Below are 19659 nucleotides of genomic sequence, written 5' to 3' on the forward strand. Positions count from 1 at the left end.
GCTCTTTCTTCAGCTCGACGGAACGGAGACGAAAACGTCGCCGTCCTGAATTCGTACGGGGTAGACGGCAATGGGCGCCGTGGCGGGCGGGCCGGTGGGCTCGCCGGTGTTGAGGTCGAAACGCGACCCGTGCAGCCAGCACTCGATGGTGCAGCCGTCGACGTCGCCCTCGGACAACGAGACGTTGGCGTGGCTGCAGGTGTCGTTGACAGCGCGTACGACGTCCTCGCCGTCGCGCACCAGCGCGACGCGCACGCCGTTGATCTCGGCCAGCGCAGGCTCGTTGACCGAAAGCTCACCGAGTTCACACACTCGGATGAACTCGTCGGTCAGCTGCTCGGCTTCACTCATACGTTGGCTCCGGAGGCGAGCTCCGCGTCGATCGCCTCCATGAGCGGGTCGACGACCGCGGGAACACCGATCTTGCTGATGACATCGGCGAAGAAGCCACGCACCACGAGGCGACGTGCCTCGGGCTCGGGGATGCCGCGGGCCTGCAGGTAGAACAACTGCTCGTCGTCGAACCGGCCGGTCGAGCTGGCGTGCCCCGCACCGGCGATCTCGCCGGTCTCGATCTCGAGGTTCGGCACCGAGTCGGCGCGCGCACCGTCGGTGAGCACCAGGTTGCGGTTGAGTTCGTAGGTCTCGATGCCCTCGGCCTCGGCGCGGATCAACACATCGCCGACCCAGACCGAGTGAGCCGAATCGCCTTGCAGCGCACCCTTGTAGGTGACCAGCGACTTGGTCCGTGCCGCGTTGTGATCGATGAACGTCCGGTGCTCCAGGTGCTGTCCGGCGTCGGCGAAGTAGACACCCAGCAGGGTGGCGTCGCCGCCGGGCCCGTCGTACTTGACGTTGGAGTTGATCCGCACGACCTTGCCGCCGAGCGTCACGGCGATGTGCCGGTAGGTCGCGTCACGACCGACCAGCGCCTCGTGCTGCGCCAGGTGCAGGGCATCGTCGTCCCACTGCTGCAGGCTGACCACGGTCAGGTGGGCGCCGTCACCGACGACGACCTCGACGTTGGCCGTGTGCTCGCCGGAACCGGTGTGCTCCAGGATCACCAGACCCTTGGCGTGCACCCCGGCCTCGATCACGACATGACCGTTGGAACGCTTCCCGGCGTTGCCGTGCACCACCACACGCACCGGCTCGTCGTACTCGGTGTCGGCGGCGAGCTTGAGGTGCAGCGCCTTGGGGCTGCCCGCGTGCGCCAGCACCGAGGCACGGTCACCCGGCACCAGCGCGGTGCCGCGGGCGCCTTCACCGGCGGCCAGGGGCTCGGCGAGCACCGACTGGTCGGAAACCTCGACCGTGACCGCATCGTCGGCGGTCGGCTCGTCGGCGAACAGGCCGGTCAGTCGGTCGACCGGCGTGAATCGCCAGTCCTCCTCGCGGCCGTGCGGCACCGGGAAGTCGGCGACGTCGAACGACGTCTTGCGCTCGGCACGTGATTTATCGGGCACCGACGCCTGGGCGGCAGGGTCGACGTGGGTCTTCGCATCGGGTGTCAACAGGGACATCGTGGGGTCAATGGTCCTTCCAGGAGCAACATGCGGGTTGAGTGGCGGTGAGCGTGCGAGCGCCGTATCGGAACCGGGCACCGGCCGCTCATCGAGGCGTTATCCGACCGCGCCCTCCATCTGCAGCTCGATGAGCCGGTTGAGTTCGAGTGCGTACTCCATCGGCAACTCGCGCGCGATCGGCTCGACGAAGCCGCGCACGATCATCGCCATCGCCTCCTCCTCGGTCATGCCGCGCGACATCAGATAGAACATCTGGTCCTCGCTGACCTTGGAGACCGTTGCCTCGTGGCCCATCTGGACGTCGTCCTCGCGCACGTCGACATACGGGTAGGTGTCCGAGCGGCTGATCTGGTCGACCAGGAGCGCATCACACACGACGCTCGACTTCGAGCCGTGGGCGCCCTCGAGGATCTGGACCAGGCCGCGGTATGACGTGCGGCCACCGCCACGCGCCACCGACTTGCTGACGATGGTCGAGCTGGTGTTGGGCGCCGCGTGCACCATCTTGGATCCGGCGTCCTGGTGCTGGCCCTCACCGGCGAAGGCGATCGACAGGGTCTCACCGCGGGCGTGCTCGCCCATCAGGAAGACGGCGGGGTACTTCATCGTCACCTTGGAGCCGATGTTGCCGTCGATCCACTCCATGGTCGCGCCGGCCTCGCAGGTCGCGCGCTTGGTGACCAGGTTGTAGACGTTGTTCGACCAGTTCTGGATCGTCGTGTAGCGGACGCGGGCGCCCTTCTTGACGACGATCTCCACGACGGCCGAGTGCAGCGAGTCCGACTTGTAGATCGGTGCCGTGCAGCCCTCGACATAGTGCACGGAGGAGTCCTCGTCGGCGATGATCAGCGTCCGCTCGAACTGGCCCATGTTCTCGGTGTTGATCCGGAAGTAGGCCTGCAGCGGGATCTCGACGTGCACGCCCTTGGGGACGTAGACGAACGATCCACCGGACCAGACCGCGGTGTTGAGCGAGGCGAACTTGTTGTCGCCGGCCGGGATGACCGAGCCGAAGTACTCCTTGAAGATGTCCTCGTGCTCGCGCAGGCCGGTGTCGGTGTCGACGAAGATGACGCCCTGGGCCTCCAGGTCCTCACGGATCTGGTGGTAGACGACCTCGGACTCGTACTGCGCTGCGACACCGGCGACCAGGCGCTGCTTCTCCGCCTCCGGGATGCCGAGCTTGTCGTAGGTCGCCTTGATGTCCTCGGGGAGCTCGTCCCAGGTGGTGGCCTGCTTCTCGGTCGACTTCACGAAGTACTTGATGTTCTGGAAGTCGATCCCGGTCAGGTCCGAGCCCCACCACGGCATCGGCTTCTTGTCGAAGAGCTTCAGCGCCTTCAGACGGTTCTTGAGCATCCACTCGGGCTCGTTCTTACGGCCCGAGATGTCGGCGACGACCTCGTCGGACAATCCGCGGCGCGCACTCGAACCGGCGACGTCACTGTCGGCCCAGCCGTATTCGTAGCGGCCGATGCCCTCTAGTCCTGGGTTGAGCTCTTCGATGGTGCTCATCGTGAATCCCTTTCAGTCGCTGGGGAGTTGGGAGTTGGAACGAATGTGGTGCACACGTGGTCGCCCTGGGCGAGCGACGACAGTCGCTGGACGTGAACGCCGAGGGTCCGCGAGAACGCCTTGGCTTCTTCCTCGCAGAACTGCGGGAACTCCGTGGCGACGTGCTGCACCGGGCAATGGCCCTGACACAGTTGAACCCCGGCCAACGGAGTGTCATTCCCGACCGGACGGGTCGTGGCGGCGAAACCCTGCTCGGTGAGCGCTGCGGCCAGCGCCTGGGTGCGGCTGTCCAGGTCACGCCCGGCGGACTCGACGACCGGGGTGGCCTGCTCGGCCATCTTCTGTGCGCGCTGCCGCGCGAACTCGGTCACCGCCTCCTCGCCGGAGTTGTCCCGCAGGAAGCGCAGCACGGACCCGGCGAGGGGTTCGTAATCGCCACGCAGCGCCGCATGCCCGGCGGGCGAGACCACGAAGGCACGTGCCGGACGGCCGCGCTTGCGCTCGGTGGCCCCGGTGGACCCGTGCTCCTCGACCAGGTCATCATGTGCCAGGCAGTCCAGGTGCCGGCGCACGGCGGCAGGCGTCAGACCGAGCGAATCCGCGAGCTCGGCCGCCGTGATGGGGCCGCGCTCGGAGATCGTTCGCAGCACACGCTCGCGCGTGCCGGTCTCGCCACCGGGGATAAACACAACATCAGTGTGACGTAATTACCTGGGAACGTTCCAGCCAGGCTTACCTAAGTCGGGCCAGGGCGCGTGGTGCCAACCCCACGACATACACTTGACGGTCGTGAGTGCTCCCGTTCCGCCGGTCGTCGTCAACGGGGTGACACACCACTACGGCAGCAAGCTCGCACTCGACAACATGAGTTGGAGCGCCCCGCAGGGTGCGATCACCTGCGTGCTCGGCCCCAACGGCGCCGGCAAGACCACGATCATGGAGATGGCCGAGGGTCTACGTCGCCCGGAGACCGGCACGGTCCGCGTGCTCGGCACCGATCCCTGGGGCGCCGGCGCCGCCCATCGCCGCCGTGTCGGCGTCATGTTGCAGGACGGCGGGCTGCCCGCCTCGGTCAAGCCGCTGCGTCTCCTCGAGCACTTCGCCACGCTGTATGACGCGAAGGACGAGTTCCCGGCGCTGGTGGAACAACTCGGCATCAACGACTTCCGCCATACGTCCGTACGACGGTTGTCCGGCGGACAGCGCCAGCGCGTCGCCATGGCGGCAGCGCTGATCGGCAGGCCCGACGTCGTCTTCCTGGACGAACCGAGCGCCGGGCTCGACCCCCATGCCCGACTGGACGTCTGGGACCTGATCCGGCAGACCCGCGACCGGGGCTCGTGCGTCGTCGTCACGACCCACTCCTTCGACGAGGCCGATCGACTGGCCGACCAGGTCATCATCGTCGCCGCCGGTTCGGTCGCCGCGCAGGGCACCATCGCCGACGTCAGCGGTTCCAGCGGCCTCGAGCACACCTACTTCGCGTTGACCCGACACGACCACAGAGGGGTGACAGGAGCATGAGCGAGCGCAGCGAGCGACCAGACAAGCTCAGGGCGAATGCCGACACCCGAGGAACGAGGGGATCGGCTTGACCACCCCGGTGCTGCGCGCGCGCAGCCAGGCAGCGTTCGAGGCACGCACCCTGCTGAGTAACGGCGAACAACTGCTGGTCTCGCTGCTGCTGCCGGCACTCGCCCTGGTCGGCCTCGCGGTCGCCACCAGTCCCAGTCTCGGCCCCGGACGCCGTATCGACATCGTCGTGCCGAGCGTGCTCGCGCTGGCGGTCGTGTCAACCGCGTTCACCGGGCAGGCCATCGCCACCGGCTTCGATCGTCGGTATGGCGTGCTGCGCCTGCTGGGCGTCACGCCGCTCGGCCGGTCCGGCCTGCTGGCCGGGAAGGCGCTGGCGGTCCTGCTGATCGTCGCACTGCAATCGGTGCTGCTGGCGGTGCTGGGTGCGTGCTTCGGCTGGCATCCCGACCCGCTCGGCGTCGTCGTCGGACTGGTCCTCATGCTGATCGGCACGTGGACCTGGGTCGCGTTGGCGCTGTTGATCTCCGGCGTGCTGCGCGCCGAGGCGGTGCTGGCCGTGGCCAACCTGCTCTGGGTGATGTTCGCCGCGGTCGGCGGCCTGCTCTACCCCTCGGGCGAACTGCCCGACGCCGTCGGAGTCATCGTCCGACTGCTTCCGTCCGGAGCCCTCGGCGACGGGCTGCGGGACGCCATGACCGGACACTTCGGCTCACTGGGCGAGCCCGTCGTGGTGCTCCTCGTATGGGGCGCCGCCGCCACCGCCCTGACCGCCGCCACCTTCCGATGGGACGACCGATGATCACCGAAGCCAGGCCGGACACCGAGACATCGGAGGGTCGCACCGGCTGGTCGCCGCTGCCGCCCACGCAGCCCGCGACCGGGATCACCGCCTGGCTGCACCGGCTCTTCTGGCTCAACCTGTTCGTCGAGATCCTGATCGTCGCGACCGGCGGACTCGTCCGTCTCACGGCCAGTGGCCTCGGGTGTCCGGACTGGCCGCAGTGTGTGCCCGGATCGCTGACGCCCGTCAAGCACCAGGAGCAGTCCTGGCACAAATACATCGAGTTCGGCAACCGCACGATGACGAGCGTCGTCAGCATCGTGGCCGTCGCGCTGCTCGTCGCGTTGATCGTCGACCAGCGCAAGGGCTCCGGCCGCCGTGGTCTGTGGCCACCGGTGGCCTGGATCCTGTTCGGCATCGCGGTCCAGGCCGTGGTCGGTGGCATCTCGGTGCGCACCGGCCTCAACCCGGCGATCGTGGCAACCCACTTCCTGGCGTCGATGGTGCTGGTCGCGGCGTCCGCCTGGCTGGTCTACCGGTCCCGGGAGACCGACGGGCCTCCCGAACCGCTGGTCCCCCGGGAGGTCCGCTGGCTCGGCGCGGCCACCGCCGTCGTCGTGGCGGTCGTGCTGCTGCTGGGCACGCTGGTCACCGGTTCGGGCCCGCATTCCGGGGACGACGCCGAGCACCCTGCTCGCCTGAGCTTCGACGTGCGCACGGTCTCCTGGCTGCACGCCGACACGGTCATGCTGCTGACCGGGCTGGTCATCGCGATGCTCGTCGCGACGTTGTTGATCGCTCGGCATACTCGCGCACCGAAGGCGTGGGGCTGGGTCGCCGGTGTGATCGTGATCCAGGGCATCGTGGGCTACACCCAGTACTTCCTGGAGGTGCCCGCCGGCCTCGTGGAGATCCACATGATCCTCGCCAGCCTCCTCGTCGTCGTGACCACCTGGGCGTTGCTCAGCCTGCGCAAGCGCTGACGGACGACGGCCTGTTCGGCTCGAGCCGCTTTTGTAAGGTGCATCACCTACGCTGGTCCGATCTGTCCCCAGCCAGAAGGGTCTTCCATGTCCATTCGGTCAGCCGTCGGATCCACCTTGCGCAGCACGCTCGGCGGTCCTCGAACCGACAACCTCCGGCGTCGTGAGGTCGCCGTACGCGCGAATCTCGCTCGTCGGCTGACACCGCAGGCAGCTCCGTCCAAGTCCGCCGGCGCCGCTTCGAAGGCCACTTCGAAGGCCGGCCCGGGCGCCTCGGGCAAGCTGACCCGCCAGGAGACGATCGATGCCCTGGGACGTGCCGGAACCGAGGGACTGGGGGCCGGCTCGAAGCCGCCGAACGGCCTGAAGTGGGCGTCGCCGGACCCCTTCGAGCACACCAGCAGCGGCACCCACAAGCACACGCTGCTGGCCACCATGCACGACCTGCTGGAACCCCGCACCTATTTCGAGATCGGTGTCGACCAGGGCCAGAGCCTGACGCTGTCGAGCGCCCGCACCATCGCGGTGGATCCGGCCTACCGCATCACCCGGTCGATCCAGTGCGACGTCCGGACCTTTCTCCAGACAAGCGACGACTTCTTCGCCACCGCAGGCAATTTCGATCATTTCCACGGCGTCCCGGTCGATCTGGCGTTCATCGACGGGATGCATCTCGCGGAGTTCGTCTTCCGCGATTTCATGAACATCGAGAAGCACATGTCCCCCGGCGGCGTCGTCATCCTGGACGACATGCTGCCGCGAAACTCCCTGGAAGCACAGCGGATTCGCCGCACCGTGTCGTGGGCGGGCGATGTCTACAAGGTGCACGAGGTACTCCGCCGGCACCGACCGGACCTCACGCTGCTGCCGATCAACACCGATCCGACCGGCAGCTACCTGATCGTCGGACTCGACCCCACGTCCACAGTGCTCGACGAGGTCTACGAGCAAGTGCTCCCCGAGCTCAGTGCGCCGGACCCGCAGAAGGTGGACACCGACTGGGTGCGCCGCACCCACGCCTACGACCCGAAGGCGGTCATGTCCTCACCGGTCTGGGCCAAGGTGCGTGCCCTGCGGGACGGCGGCGCGAGCGCTGCCGACTACACCGAGCTCTGGCAGGAGTTGCGCGACCCGCGCTGAGGTCGCCACGTCACCGGCTCACGATCCGCTCACTGCGGAACGGTGACGCGAGGAGCACCACGGTCACAGCGACGAACGCGACGGCGGCGACCACGACCGCCATACGCGTTCCGATGGCTGCGACGCACACTCCGGCGAGCGGCGCGACCACGACGATGACGGTGCGGTTCGCCGCGCGCATGGTGATGTTGACCCGCGCCTGCAGGTGATCTGCCGTCGTCGCCTGCCGGTAGCTCATCTCGTGCGAGTTGCTCATGCCCATCGCGAGCCCGTGGCCGCACTGCCCCGCGGCCAGCACCGCCGTCGCGACCCAACTGCCCCTGCCCGGGCCGGCCAGCGCCATCACGCCGACACCCACGGCACTGATCCCGTGCGCGGCGATCACCGCACCGCCGGTGCCGAGCCGGTTGCCGACCCGCGTACTGATGGCGGCGCCCACGATCGCACCCACACCCGCCAGTGCGGTCGCAACGCCGAACTGGAGCGCGGACAGGTCGAGCGTGTGAAGTGCGAACGTCGGTATGGCGACGCCCAGCAGCGAGTTGGCTGCGAACCACAGGTGGGTGCCGATCGCCAGCCACCGCTGGGCGCCCGGGCGATAGACCCATCGGACGCCCTCGCGGATGTCCCGGCGAACGCTCGAGCGGGCCGCCGCAGCACGGCCCGACTCCCGTGCCGGCAGGCCGGCCATCATCGCCGCCGAGAACAGGTAGCTCAGGGCGTCCACGAGGATCGCCCACGGCGCACCGAACAGCTTGATGAGACCGCCCGCGAGGGTCGGCCCGGCGGTCTGGGCCACGGCGGACGAGCCGTCGAGCCGTGCGTGCGAGCGCTGCAGTTGGTGTCGCGGGACCAGGGCAGGCAGGTACGCCATCGACGCCGCGTCGTTGAAGAGGGCCGCTGCGCCATACAGCAGGACGATCGTGATCAGCACCGGTATCGACAGGACGTCCAGCGCCCACGCGGCGGGGATCGCCGCGACGAGCAGCCCGCAGGCCAGGTCGGTGCCGACCATCATCGGCCGGCGACGGCACCGGTCGACGATCACGCCTGCGAAGAGTCCGAGGACCAGGTAGGGCAACCAGCGCGCGGAGTTCAGCCAGCCGACATCCTGTGGGCCGCCGTGCAGAGTTCGCAGCACCAGGAACTGCAGGCCGATCAGGGTGACGTAGGTGCCGAACGAGGAGACCGTCTCCCCCAGCCACAACCGTCGGAATGGCAGGGGCAGCGTTTCGGCCGGCCCTGCCGCAGCGGTCATGCAGCCACCCTACGCAGGCGGCGTCCGACGACGTATCAGTGCAACGCGATGTGCAGTAGCGGGTCGATGGCGACCGCCACGAAGACCAGGGTGAGGTAGCTGATCGAGTAGTGGAACAGCCGCATCGGCTTCAGCACCTTGTATGACGCACCGGCGCGCGCACGGCGCAGCAGCAGGTGCGCTTCGCGCAGGAACACCGCGCCGGAGACCAGCGCGATGACCGTGTAGATCACGCCCATGTCGGCCACCGGCACCAGGGCCAGCGTGGTGGCGACGGTCACCCAGGTGTAGATCACGATCTGCCGCGCAACGGCGATGTCCTCGGCGACGACCGGCAGCATCGGCACACCCGCGTTGGCGTAGTCGTCACGGAAGCGCATCGACAGCGGCCAGTAGTGCGGCGGCGTCCAGAAGAACACGACCAGGAAGAGCACGATCGCCGACCAGCTGACCGAGTTGGTCACCGCGGACCAGCCGATGAGGGTCGGCATACAGCCGGCGATGCCGCCCCAGACGATGTTCTGGGACGTGCGGCGCTTGAGCAGCAGCGTGTAGAAGCCGACGTAGAGCACGATGGCGCCGAAGGACAGCGCGGCCGACAGCCAGTTGACCAGCAGGCCGAGCCAGAGGACCGAGATCGCACCCAGCACGACACCGAAGATCAGGCCCGCGCGCGGACTGATCGCGCCGGTCGCCAGTGGGCGTCCCTCGGTGCGGTGCATCAGCCGGTCGATGTCGCGGTCGAGATAGCAGTTGAGCGAGTTGGCCGAGCCGGCCGACAACGATCCACCGATCAGCGTCGCCAGGATCAGCCAGACCGACGGGACGCCCCTGTCCGCGAGGAACATGACCGGGAACGTCGTGACCAGCAGCAACTCGATGATGCGCGGCTTGGTCAGGGCGACGTAGTCGCGCACCACGGCGCCGAACGGCTTACGGGGCGGGGTTTCGAGAGTGCGGTCGGCGGTGGCACGGCCTTCGGCCGAGCGCGGCTCGATCGCAGTCACTCTCGTCACTTCCGTTGCTCGGGGATTGCGTAAGAGGTGGGCATCTCACCACCTGAACTGCCCGCAGTCTATCCCGCTGCAGGACGTTGCTTCCCGCCTGGGTGGCAGGGCTAGGCTCGGGTGGGAAAGAACCAGACCGGTCGACTATTCGTGGGAGCAATCTGCCGTGAGCCAGGACACCTCAGCCACCACCGGACCGCGGGACCCAGCACTCGCTGAGCCCGTCGCCACCAAGGCCGGCTGGACGCCGGTCGACGTTCGCGCGGTCGACACCGTGCGGGTGCTCGCCGCCGACGCCGTACAGAAGACGGGCAACGGCCATCCGGGCACCGCCATGAGCCTGGCGCCGCTGGCCTACCTGCTCTACCAGAACGTCATGCGCATCGACCCGAGCGACCCGCACTGGATCGGGCGCGACCGGTTCGTGCTCTCCTGCGGCCACTCGAGCCTGACCCAGTACATCCAGCTCTACTTCTCCGGCTACGGCCTGGAGCTGAAGGACCTGGAGTCGCTGCGCACCTGGGACTCGCTGACCCCTGGCCACCCGGAGTACGGCCACACCGACGGTGTCGACATCACGACCGGGCCGCTCGGCTCCGGCATCGCCTCGGCCGTCGGTATGGCGATGGCGCAGCGCCGCCAGCGCGGTCTGCTCGACCCCGACGCAGCACCCGGCGAGAGCCCGTTCGACCACCACGTGTGGGCCATCGCATCCGACGGTGACCTGATGGAAGGCGTTTCGGCAGAGGCGGGTTCGCTTGCCGGGCACCAGGAGCTGGGCAACCTCATCGCGTTCTACGACCAGAACCAGATCTCCATCGAGGACGACACCGACGTGTCGTTCACCGAGGACGTCGCGGGCCGCTATGCGGCATACGGCTGGCACGTGCAGACGGTCGACTGGCGTCCCGGTGCCAAGCCGGACAGCGACCGCGACAGCTACACCGAGAACGTCGACGACCTGATCGATGCCATCGAGCAGGCGAAGTCGGTCACCGACAAGCCGTCGCTCATCTGCCTGCGCACCATCCTCGCGTGGCCGGCGCCGACGAAGCAGGGCACCGGCAAGGCGCACGGCAGTGCGCTGGGTGACGACGAGGTCGCCGGCACCAAGAAGCTGCTCGGCTTCGACCCCGAGCAGACCTTCCAGGTCGACGACGAGGTCATCCAGCACGTCCGCAAGGTCAAGGACCGCGGGCAGCAGGCACACGCCGAGTGGGACAAGTCGTTCGCCGCCTGGCGCGACGCCAACCCCGAGGGCGCGAAGCTGCTGGCCCGGTTGCAGGACCGCAAGCTCCCCGACAACTTCGCCGACGCGTTCCCGGTCTTCGAGCCCGACGCCAAGGGCATCGCCACCCGCGCGGCGTCCGGCAAGATCCTCACCGCGCTCGCGCCGGTGCTGCCCGAGCTGTGGGGCGGCTCGGCCGACCTCGCCGAGTCCAACAACACCACCATGGAGGGCGAACCCAGCTTCGTCCCGGAGAACTGGCAGACCGAGGCCTGGCAGGGCGGCCCCTACGGGCGCACGCTGCACTTCGGCATCCGCGAGAACGCCATGGGTATGGCGCTCAACGGCATCGCCCTGGAAGGCCTGACCCGCCCCTACGGCGGCACCTTCCTCGTCTTCTCCGACTACATGCGCCCGGCGGTGCGCCTGGCCGCGATCCAGAAGCTGCCGGTGACGTTCGTGTGGACGCACGACTCGATCGGGCTCGGCGAGGACGGCCCGACCCACCAGCCGATCGAGCACCTGGCGTCACTGCGCGCGATCCCCGGCCTGGATGTCGTCCGTCCGGCCGACGCCAACGAGACCGCCGTCGCGTGGCGCACGATCCTGGAGCACACCGACCGCCCGGCCGGCCTGATCCTGTCCCGTCAGGCGCTGCCGACGGTGGACCGCACGGAATTCGCCTCCGCCGAGGGTGTCGCGCGCGGCGCCTACGTGCTGGCCGACACCGACGGCACACCCGACGTGATCCTCGTGGCGACCGGCTCCGAGGTCGGCCTCGCGCTCGACGCGCGGAAGGCTTTGGCCGAGAAGAACGTTGCAGCTCGTGTGGTGTCCATGCCGAGCCGTGAGTGGTTCATGGAGCAGGACGAGACCTACCGGAACGACGTCCTTCCGCCGTCGGTGCGGGCTCGGGTCAGCGTCGAAGCCGCCGCGACCTTCGGCTGGCACGACATCGTCGGAGACGCGGGACGCACCATCGGCATCGACCACTTCGGCGCCAGCGCCGCAGGCACCGTGCTGATGGAGAAGTTCGGCTTCACGGTGGACGCTGTGGTGTCCGCCGCGCAGGAGTCCATTGCAGCCGTAGGAGGCAACTGAAGATGGCAAACGAAAACACGCAGGCACTGAGCGACCTCGGCGTCTCGATCTGGCTGGACGACCTCAGCCGCTCGCTGATCGGTGGCGGTGACCTGGAGAAGCTGGTCTCGGACAAGAACGTCGTCGGTGTGACGACCAACCCGACGATCTTCGCCACGGCGCTGTCGGACGGCTCGGCATACAACGATCAGGTCGCCGAGCTGGCCAAGGCCGGCACGAGCGTCGACGACGCCGTCTTCGAGATCACCACCCGTGACGTCCACAACGCGTGCGACGTGCTCCGTCCGGTGTATGACGCGACGGACGGCCTCGACGGCCGGGTGTCCATCGAGGTGGACCCGCGCCTGGCTCGCGACACCGACGGCACCGTCGAGATGGCCAAGCGACTGTGGGCCAAGGTCGACCAGCCCAACGTCATGATCAAGATCCCGGCCACCGAAGAGGGCCTGCCGGCTATCACCGCCGCACTCGCCGAGGGCATCAGCATCAACGTGACGTTGATCTTCTCGCTGGAGCGCTACCGCGGTGTGATGAACGCGTTCCTCGCCGGTCTGGAGCAGGCCAAGCAGGCCGGCAAGGACCTGTCCAAGATCCGCTCGGTCGCGTCGTTCTTCGTGTCGCGCGTCGACAGTGAGGTCGACAAGCGGCTGGACGCCATCGGCTCCGACGAGGCCAAGGCGCTCAAGGGCAAGGCCGGGGTCGCCAACGCGCGCCTCGCCTACCAGGCGTTCGAGGAGGTCTTCAGCACCCCGCGCTGGAAGACCCTCGCCGACGAGGGTGCGCACACGCAGCGCCCGCTGTGGGCCTCCACCGGTGTCAAGGACCCGGCATACCCGGACACGATGTATGTCGTGGACCTCGCGGTCAAGGACACGGTCAACACCATGCCGCCCAAGACCCTCGACGCGCTCGCCGACCACGGTGCGCTCTCCGGCGACCAGGTGACCGGCAACTACGCGGACGCCGCCGGAGTGCTGGACGCCCTCGACAAGCTCGGTGTGTCCTACGCCGACGTCGTCGAGGTGCTGGAGACCGAGGGTCTGCAGAAGTTCGACAAGTCCTGGGACGAGCTGCTCGGCTCGGTGAAGGGTGAGCTGGAGAAGGCAGGGGCGACACTTTGAGCGCCGACCTCACGGTGACTGCGGTAGGTGGGGCCGCGGATGCGATCACGGCCCACGTCCCGCAACTGGTCGCCGACGGTTTCGCCGGCAAGCTCTTCGCACAGGACGCGACCCTGTGGGGTCCGGATGCCGAGTCCGAGGCGAGCAAGCGACTGTCCTGGGTCGGCCTGGCGTCGTCCTCGCGGCCGTTGGTCGGCGAAATCGCCGCATTGCGAACCAAATTCACGGACAAGGGTCTCGACCACGTCGTGCTCTGTGGCATGGGCGGCTCCTCGCTCGCGCCCGAGGTCATCTGTGAGTCCGACCATGTCTCGCTGACGGTGCTGGACTCCTCGCAGCCGGACATGGTCCGGGCCGCTGTGGAGGACCGCCTGGAGCAGACGGTCGTCGTGGTGTCGTCGAAGTCGGGCTCGACCGTCGAGACCGACTCGCAGCGTCGCGTCTACGAGAAGGCTTTCCAGGACGCCGGCATCGACCCGGCGGAGCGCATCGTCGTGGTCACCGATCCCGGAAGCCCGCTCGACAAGCAGTCCCGCGAGGCCGGTTACGCCGTCTTCAACGCCGATCCCGGCGTCGGCGGGCGCTACTCCGCCCTGACCGCGTTCGGTCTGGTGCCGAGCGGGCTGGCGGGCGCCGACATCGGCCGCCTGCTCGACGAGGCCGAGGCCGTGACGCCGGCGCTGGCTTCGGACGACGACGCCAACCCCGCGCTGCGGCTGGGCGCTGCCCTGGGCGGCACCAGCCCGCTGCGCGACAAGACCGTGCTGATCGACGCCGGCAGCCCGGCCGTCGGTTTCGGTGACTGGGCCGAGCAGCTGATCGCCGAGAGCACCGGCAAGAACGGCAAGGGGCTGTTGCCCGTCGTCGTCGGTGACTCCCCCGTCGGCGACCAGCTCGGCGACGAGCTCTACGTGCGCCTCGTCGCCGCCGATGACGAGGCGCAGCCGTCCGGCGACGCGGTCGTCAATGTCGGTGGTTCGCTCGGCGGCGCCATGCTGCTGTGGGAGGCCGCGGTCGCCGTCGCGGGTCGGCTGATCGGGATCAACCCGTTCGACCAGCCCGACGTCGAGAGCGCCAAGGCAGCGGCGCGGGACCTGCTCGGTGCGGGCACCGGCTCCGCCGACGCTGCGGCATACACCGACGGCGCGGTCGAGGTGCGCAGTGCCGGCCCCGACTTCCTGGGTGACGCGTCGACCGTCGCCGATGCCCTGCGTGCGCTGTTCGGTCAGGTGCCGGACAACGGTTACCTCGCGGTGATGGCGTACGTCGACCGGATCGCCGACCGCTCCCTGGCCGATGTGCGAATCCCGTTGGCTCGCAAGCTCGCCCGTCCGGTGACGTTCGGCTTCGGCCCGCGTTTCCTGCACTCCACCGGCCAGTACCACAAGGGCGGCCCGGCCGACGGTGTCTTCCTGCAGATCACCACGGTGCCGACCGAGGACCTGCCGATCCCGGGACGAGACTTCACCCTGGGCAACTTCATCGACTCACAATCGGGCGGCGATGCCAAGGTGCTCGCCGAGCACGGGCGTCCTGTCCTGCAATTGCACCTGACCGACCATGAGGCCGGTCTCGCCCAGGTGCAGCACGCGATCGCGGAGGTCACTGGTTCATGAGCTCCGACCCGAGCGAGGACACGAACGAAGTGAGGCCCGGAGCGCGGGAAAGAGGAGCGTCCAAAGCATGAGTCCGGCGCGTGTCGCGCCGGGAGCAAACCCCTTGCGGCAGGCCGACGACCGTCGACTGCCCCAGATCGCCGGGCCCTGTGCCCTCGTGATGTTCGGCGTCACCGGTGATCTGGCCCGCAAGAAGCTGCTCCCGGCGATCTATGACCTGATCAACCGCGGCCTGCTGCCGCCGGGCTTCTCGCTCGTCGGGTTCGCCCGCCGGGACTGGGAGGACCAGGACTTCGCGCGCATCGTCAAGGATGCGGTGAAGGCCGGAGCCAGGACCCCCTTCCGGGAGGAGGTATGGCGCAACCTCGAGGACGGCCTGCGCTTCGTGCACGGCAGTTTCGATGACGATGCCGCGTTCGACGAACTCGCCGAGACGCTGCACCAGCTCGACGACGAGCGGGGCACGGACGGCAACACCGCGTTCTACCTGTCGATCCCGCCCGGGGCGTTCGAGACGGTCTGCTCCCAGCTGGACCGCTCGGGCCTGGCCCGGCCGAAGAACGGCTCGTGGAGTCGGGTGGTCATCGAGAAGCCGTTCGGTCATGACCTGGCGAGCGCACGGGACCTGAACGCCACCCTGGAGCGGGTCTTCCCTGCCGACGCGATCTTCCGGATCGACCACTACCTCGGCAAGGAGACCGTCCAGAACCTGCTGGCGCTGCGGTTCGCGAACCAGCTCTTCGAGCCGGTCTGGAACGCGCACTACGTCGATCACGTGCAGATCTCGATGGCCGAGGACATCGGCATCGCGGGCCGCGCCGGCTACTACGACGGCATCGGGGCAGCGCGCGACGTCATACAGAACCATCTGCTGCAGCTGCTCGCGCTGACCGCCATGGAGCAACCCAATTCGTTCGGCGCCGACCAGTTGCGCGCCGAGAAGGAGAAGGTGCTCGCGGCGGTCCGGTTGCCCGACGACCTGGCCACCGCGACCGCGCGTGGGCAGTACACCGCCGGCTGGCAGGGCAGCGAGAAGGTCATCGGTTACCTCTCCGAGGACGGCATCGACCCGAAGTCGACGACCGAGACGTATGCCGCGGTGAAGCTCAACGTGCACACGCGACGCTTCGCCGGTGTCCCGTTCTACCTGCGGACCGGCAAGCGACTGGGCAAGCGGGTGACCGAGATCGCGGTCATCTTCAAGCGCGCCCCGCACCTGCCGTTCACCGACACGGCGACCGAGGAGCTGGGGCAGAACGCCATCGTCATCCGGGTGCAGCCGGATGAGGGCACCACGATCCGGTTCGGCTCGAAGGTGCCGGGGGCCGGTTCGATGGAGGTCCGTGACGTGACAATGGACTTCGGTTACGGCAGTGCCTTCACCGAGTCCAGTCCCGAGGCCTACGAGCGCCTGATCCTGGACGTCCTGTTGGGCGAGCCGCCGCTCTTCCCGCGACACGAGGAAGTCGAGTTGTCGTGGCATATCCTCGACCCCGTCGAGCGGTTCTGGGCGCGCAAGGGCCAGCCCGAGGGCTACGAAGCCGGCACCTGGGGGCCGCGCAGCGCGGACGAGTTGCTCGCCCGCGACGGACGTGAGTGGAGACTGCCGTGATCACCGAATTGCCTGACACCACAACCAAAGACGTCAGCAAGCAGCTCGTGCGCCTGCGTGGCGAGACCGGCACGATGACGCTCGGTCGCGTGATGACGTTGATCATCGTGGTCGACGAAGCCGACGCCGACGATGCGCTCGAGTGCGCGATCCACGCGACGCGCCAGCATCCGAGCCGGATCATCGCGCTGGTCTCGGGCAGTGCCCGTGGCGCCGGCCGCCTCGACGCACAGGTGCGGCTCGGCAACGACGCGGGCGGTAGCGAGATCGTCGTGCTGCGCCTGTTCGGCGAGCTCACCAAGCACGGGGCGAGTGTCGTGACGCCGTTGCTGGCTGCGGACACCCCCGTGGTGGCGTGGTGGCCGAACGCCGCCCAGGACGTCGCCTCCTCCCCCATCGGTCGCCTCGCCAGCCGCCGCATCACTGACGCGTCGCTCACCAAGAACCCGCGAAAGGCGTTGCAGCGCAGGCGTGACGACTACGCCGGTGGCGACACCGACATGGCGTGGTCGCGCACCACCAGGTGGCGCGGCCTGCTGGCAACGGCGCTCGACCTGCCGCCATACGAACCGGTGACCGAAGTGACGGTCACCGGCTCCTCGGACTCGGCCAGCACCGATCTGCTGGCCGGCTGGCTCGCCGTGCGGCTGAAATGCCCGGTGCAGCGCGCGCAGTGCGAGCCCGGCCGAGGGCTGGTCAATGTGCGTATGGAGCGGAAGTCCGGGCCGATCGAACTCGTGCGGCCGGACCGCGAGACCGGCACACTCACCCAGCCCGGCCAGCCGGAACGACGGCTCGACCTGACCCGGCCGGGCACCGCCGAGTCACTGGCGGAGGAGCTCAACAGGCTCGGTGAGGACGTCGTCTACAAGGAGGCTCTGGTCAAGGGCCTCCCGCGAGTCACCGACGTTCCCGCCGGCCGCAAGACGCGATCCGAAGAGGTGACCGCATGAGCACCCCACGAAGTTTCTCCCCCGCTCCGCTCCGCCGAATACTTCGCAGGGACCCCGCATGACCATCGAGAAGCGCGACACGAAGGATGAGCTGGGTGCGGCGATCTCGGATCGTCTCGTCACCGAAATCGTTGCTGCACAGCGGGATCGGGGCGTCGCGCATATCGTGCTCACCGGTGGCTCGATGGGCGGGCTGTCGCTGCGGTCGTTGCCCGGCGCCACCGGCGTCGACTGGTCCGGCGTGCACTTCTGGTGGGGGGACGAGCGTTTCGTGCCGGCCGGTGACGGCGATCGCAACGACGTGGAGGCCGACCAGGCTGCGCTGACCGCGCTGCCGGTGCCGGCTGAGAACGTCCATCGGGTCGCCGGGCCGGACGAGGTCACCGATGCCGAGGCGGCTGCCGCGGCATACTCGGCAGCGATCCGGGCACCGAAGCCCGGCGACGGGATGTTCGACATCGTCATGCTCGGCATGGGTCCGGACGGGCACGTCGCGTCGCTCTTCCCGCACCACCCCGCGCAGCGCGCCGAGAACGCCATCGCGATCGCCGTCCACGACTCCCCCAAGCCACCACCGGACCGGGTGTCGCTGACCTTCGAATGCCTGAACCGCAGTCGCCAGGTGTGGCTCCTGGTCGCCGGCGCCGAGAAGGCCGACGCCGTCGCGGCCGCCCACGCCGCCGGCGCCGATCGCTGGGACGTACCCGCGGCCGGTGTGCACGGCCGGGACGACACCGTCTGGTGGCTCGACTCCGCGGCCGCGGGCAAGCTCCCCGACTAACGAGTCAGCTCTTGCGGAGGTCCGCCGTCCGGGTCGGTTTCCCGTGCGTCGGCCTCGCGTGCGTCAGCCTCGGGCAGTTGTCCGGCGTCGCGTCGCCCGCCCAGCGGTGTTCGGTCCAGGTAATCAGTTGCGGCAGGAACGGCGAGTTGCCCCTGGCGACGCCACCGTGGTTGCGGCCGGGATACTCGCGGTAGTCCAGGCGCTGGCCGTTGTCGCACAGGCCCTTCACGAACCCCCGCTGCACCGCCGGCAGGATCAGCGAGTCGCTACCGCCCTGGGCTACGAGCAGCGGCGTGGTGCCGACACCGGTCGGGGTGTTCTCCCGCAGCCGCTGACCCAGTGGGCCGGTGAGCGGCGAACGCTTCAGCAGCGGACCCGTTCTCGTCGATGCGGCGTTCCGGACGACGAGGTTCGCGGCCGTCAGGCACCGCTCGGACGCGGCACGGACCAGCTTCCGGTGTGCCGGTGACACGTAGTCGTCCATGTGCACGTCGGGGTATGCCGCGGTGTACGCGGTCATGATGTACGCCATGAACACCATGCCGCCGCGCACGGCGTTCATGTGCGCTGCGATCGCCGGCATGTCGCTCGTCGGTGCGATGGCGGCGACGCCCACGAGTGGCACGTCCGGTGCGTAGGCCCGTTGGATCTGGCCGGTCCACAGCGCCGCACCGCCGCCCTGCGAAAGTCCCCAGACGACAGTCCTGTTCGACGCCGAGACCTGCCGCAACTGCCGGGTCGCGCGAACGGCGTCCAACATCGCCCGGCCCTCGCTCTGCCCGATCAGGTAGGGCTGCGGACCCTTGGTGCCCATGCCGGTGTAGTCGGTGGCGACGAGCACCCAGTGCCGCCGGATCACCTCCCCGAGCTCCTGCCGGATGCCGGACCCGAACGGCTGCGTGAACAGGCTGGGTGCGCACGCCTCGGCATACCCCGAGGTGCCGTGTGCCCAGGCGAGCACCGGGTGCCGACCGGCCGGAGCGTGTTTGCCGAGCAGCACGATCGCGCTGGCCACGGCGGGGCTGTTGTCGGCACGCGTCGTGGTGTAGAGGATGCGCCACGCGCGCGCCGTCTGCGGTATGCCGCGCGTGAACGGCTCGGCGCGGAGCAGGCGCCCCGGTCGGTCCAGCGCAGCGGCCTGCGCGGTCCGGCTCTGTGCCACCGAATTCGGCGGGTCGTAGAACGCATCGACGCTCGGCGAAGCACGGTGCTGCGAGTAGCCGACCACCAGGAGTGCCAGCACCACCAGCACGGCAGTGGCACTGCCCAGCAGGCGTCGCGCCGGGCGTCGGCGCCGCGGTGTCACCGCACCGCTCGCCTTCGCCCGACGACGGACGCGCAGTGGCACGTTCATACGGATGGACCCCCCGGACCCCACGCGCCGCGACGGACGCGCTCGACAAGACACGTCATCTTACGATGATTTCTTGGTCAGCCTTCCGCCAATTCCCGGCGAGCCGCGAACTCCACCACCAGCCGTGTCGTGTATGGCGACCGGGTC

At 68.7% G+C, this 19659-nt stretch carries 17 protein-coding genes; 10 read left to right on the forward strand and 7 right to left on the reverse strand.

The window, feature by feature from the left end:
* Nucleotides 1-9: 9 nt before the first annotated feature.
* From VG502_RS06075 to VG502_RS06090, 4 genes are all read right to left on the reverse strand, one after another.
* Nucleotides 10-351 (reverse strand): non-heme iron oxygenase ferredoxin subunit, encoded by a 342-nt coding sequence (locus VG502_RS06075; protein ID WP_325549130.1) that lies wholly within the window; start codon nt 349-351, stop codon nt 10-12.
* Nucleotides 348-1523: a Fe-S cluster assembly protein SufD gene (gene sufD / locus VG502_RS06080; protein ID WP_325549131.1), complete on the reverse strand. Its 1176-nt coding sequence runs from the start codon at nt 1521-1523 to the stop codon at nt 348-350. The genes VG502_RS06075 and sufD overlap by 4 nt, the downstream gene beginning before the upstream one ends.
* 99 nt (nt 1524-1622) lie before the next feature.
* The gene (gene sufB / locus VG502_RS06085; RefSeq protein WP_325549132.1) at nt 1623-3041 is read right to left on the reverse strand and encodes a Fe-S cluster assembly protein SufB; all 1419 of its coding nucleotides are present in this window, start codon (nt 3039-3041) and stop codon (nt 1623-1625) included.
* Nucleotides 3038-3730 carry a helix-turn-helix transcriptional regulator gene (locus VG502_RS06090; protein ID WP_325549133.1) on the reverse strand — a complete coding sequence of 231 codons (693 nt, stop codon included), beginning with the start codon at nt 3728-3730 and terminating at the stop codon, nt 3038-3040. Before VG502_RS06090 ends, sufB begins: the two co-directional genes overlap by 4 nt.
* Nucleotides 3731-3830: 100 nt before the next feature.
* On the opposite strand from VG502_RS06090, the gene VG502_RS06095 reads away from it, so the two are divergent.
* The 4 genes from VG502_RS06095 (at nt 3831) to VG502_RS06110 (ending at nt 7481) form a co-directional block, all read left to right on the forward strand.
* A complete protein-coding gene (locus VG502_RS06095) occupies nt 3831-4565 on the forward strand; it encodes an ABC transporter ATP-binding protein (protein ID WP_414655705.1) in 735 nt (244 codons plus the stop codon).
* A gap of 67 nt (nt 4566-4632) precedes the next feature.
* Nucleotides 4633-5376 (forward strand): ABC transporter permease, encoded by a 744-nt coding sequence (locus tag VG502_RS06100; RefSeq protein WP_325549134.1) that lies wholly within the window; start codon nt 4633-4635, stop codon nt 5374-5376.
* Nucleotides 5373-6341, forward strand: a complete 969-nt coding sequence (locus VG502_RS06105; RefSeq protein WP_325549135.1) for a COX15/CtaA family protein — start codon at nt 5373-5375, stop codon at nt 6339-6341. Before VG502_RS06100 ends, VG502_RS06105 begins: the two co-directional genes overlap by 4 nt.
* 87 nt (nt 6342-6428) lie before the next feature.
* A complete protein-coding gene (locus VG502_RS06110) occupies nt 6429-7481 on the forward strand; it encodes a class I SAM-dependent methyltransferase (protein WP_325549136.1) in 1053 nt (350 codons plus the stop codon).
* A 10-nt stretch (nt 7482-7491) separates the two neighbouring features.
* On the opposite strand, the gene VG502_RS06115 is transcribed toward VG502_RS06110, so the two are convergent.
* A complete protein-coding gene (locus VG502_RS06115; protein ID WP_325549137.1) occupies nt 7492-8739 on the reverse strand; it encodes an MFS transporter in 1248 nt (415 codons plus the stop codon).
* Nucleotides 8740-8774: 35 nt separating this feature from the next.
* Nucleotides 8775-9746 (reverse strand): heme o synthase, encoded by a 972-nt coding sequence (locus VG502_RS06120; RefSeq protein WP_414655711.1) that lies wholly within the window; start codon nt 9744-9746, stop codon nt 8775-8777.
* A gap of 166 nt (nt 9747-9912) precedes the next feature.
* Here VG502_RS06120 and tkt point away from each other — a divergent pair, with 166 nt between their 5' ends.
* The 6 genes from tkt (at nt 9913) to pgl (ending at nt 18158) form a co-directional block, all read left to right on the forward strand.
* Nucleotides 9913-12075: a transketolase gene (gene tkt / locus VG502_RS06125; protein ID WP_325549139.1), complete on the forward strand. Its 2163-nt coding sequence runs from the start codon at nt 9913-9915 to the stop codon at nt 12073-12075.
* Between the two features lie 2 nt (nt 12076-12077).
* Nucleotides 12078-13196 (forward strand): transaldolase, encoded by a 1119-nt coding sequence (tal, locus tag VG502_RS06130; RefSeq protein ID WP_325549140.1) that lies wholly within the window; start codon nt 12078-12080, stop codon nt 13194-13196.
* Nucleotides 13193-14812, forward strand: a complete 1620-nt coding sequence (locus VG502_RS06135) for a glucose-6-phosphate isomerase (RefSeq protein WP_325549141.1) — start codon at nt 13193-13195, stop codon at nt 14810-14812. Before tal ends, VG502_RS06135 begins: the two co-directional genes overlap by 4 nt.
* A gap of 67 nt (nt 14813-14879) precedes the next feature.
* Nucleotides 14880-16424 carry a glucose-6-phosphate dehydrogenase gene (gene zwf, locus VG502_RS06140; protein ID WP_325549142.1) on the forward strand — a complete coding sequence of 515 codons (1545 nt, stop codon included), beginning with the start codon at nt 14880-14882 and terminating at the stop codon, nt 16422-16424.
* Nucleotides 16421-17377: a glucose-6-phosphate dehydrogenase assembly protein OpcA gene (locus tag VG502_RS06145; RefSeq protein WP_325549143.1), complete on the forward strand. Its 957-nt coding sequence runs from the start codon at nt 16421-16423 to the stop codon at nt 17375-17377. The genes zwf and VG502_RS06145 overlap by 4 nt, the downstream gene beginning before the upstream one ends.
* 58 nt (nt 17378-17435) lie before the next feature.
* The gene (pgl, locus tag VG502_RS06150; protein WP_325549144.1) at nt 17436-18158 is read left to right on the forward strand and encodes a 6-phosphogluconolactonase; all 723 of its coding nucleotides are present in this window, start codon (nt 17436-17438) and stop codon (nt 18156-18158) included.
* Nucleotides 18159-18162: 4 nt separating this feature from the next.
* On the opposite strand, the gene VG502_RS06155 is transcribed toward pgl, so the two are convergent.
* Nucleotides 18163-19512 carry a lipase family protein gene (locus tag VG502_RS06155; RefSeq protein ID WP_325549145.1) on the reverse strand — a complete coding sequence of 450 codons (1350 nt, stop codon included), beginning with the start codon at nt 19510-19512 and terminating at the stop codon, nt 18163-18165.
* Between the last annotated feature and the right edge of the window lie 147 nt (nt 19513-19659).

The sequence above is a fragment of the Flexivirga sp. genome (assembly GCF_035551235.1).
Taxonomy (GTDB): Bacteria; Actinomycetota; Actinomycetes; order Actinomycetales; family Dermatophilaceae; genus Flexivirga.